The sequence below is a fragment of the Streptomyces aurantiacus genome (assembly GCF_001418335.1).
In the GTDB taxonomy this organism is placed as follows: domain Bacteria; phylum Actinomycetota; class Actinomycetes; order Streptomycetales; family Streptomycetaceae; genus Streptomyces; species Streptomyces aurantiacus.
The window spans coordinates 57978-58194 of the sequence record NZ_LIPP01000022.1 but is presented as its reverse complement, the minus strand read 5'-3'; the positions used below and the strand labels follow the sequence as shown (position 1 = coordinate 58194).

The following is a 217-nucleotide window of genomic DNA, read 5'->3' as shown; positions in this document are numbered from 1 at the left end:
TCGGCGGCGAGGCGGCGGGCGAGTTCGATGCCGACGACGCGCTGGCCGAAGGTCAGGATCTGCGCGTTGTTGGAGAGGACCGCCCGCTCGACGGAGAAGGAGTCGTGGGCGGTGACGGCGCGGATGCCCTTGACCTTGTTGGCCGCGATGGCGACGCCGAGACCGGTGCCGCACACCAGCAGGGCGCGGTCGGCCTCGCCGCGGGCGACCATCTCGG

Annotated in this window: 1 protein-coding gene; it reads right to left on the bottom strand. The window is 72.8% G+C overall.

Going from position 1 to position 217, the window contains the following annotated elements; genetic code table 11:
- Positions 1 to 217: RpiB/LacA/LacB family sugar-phosphate isomerase (locus AOK01_RS03065; RefSeq protein WP_245702065.1), on the bottom strand; the 217-nt coding region annotated here is incomplete at both ends.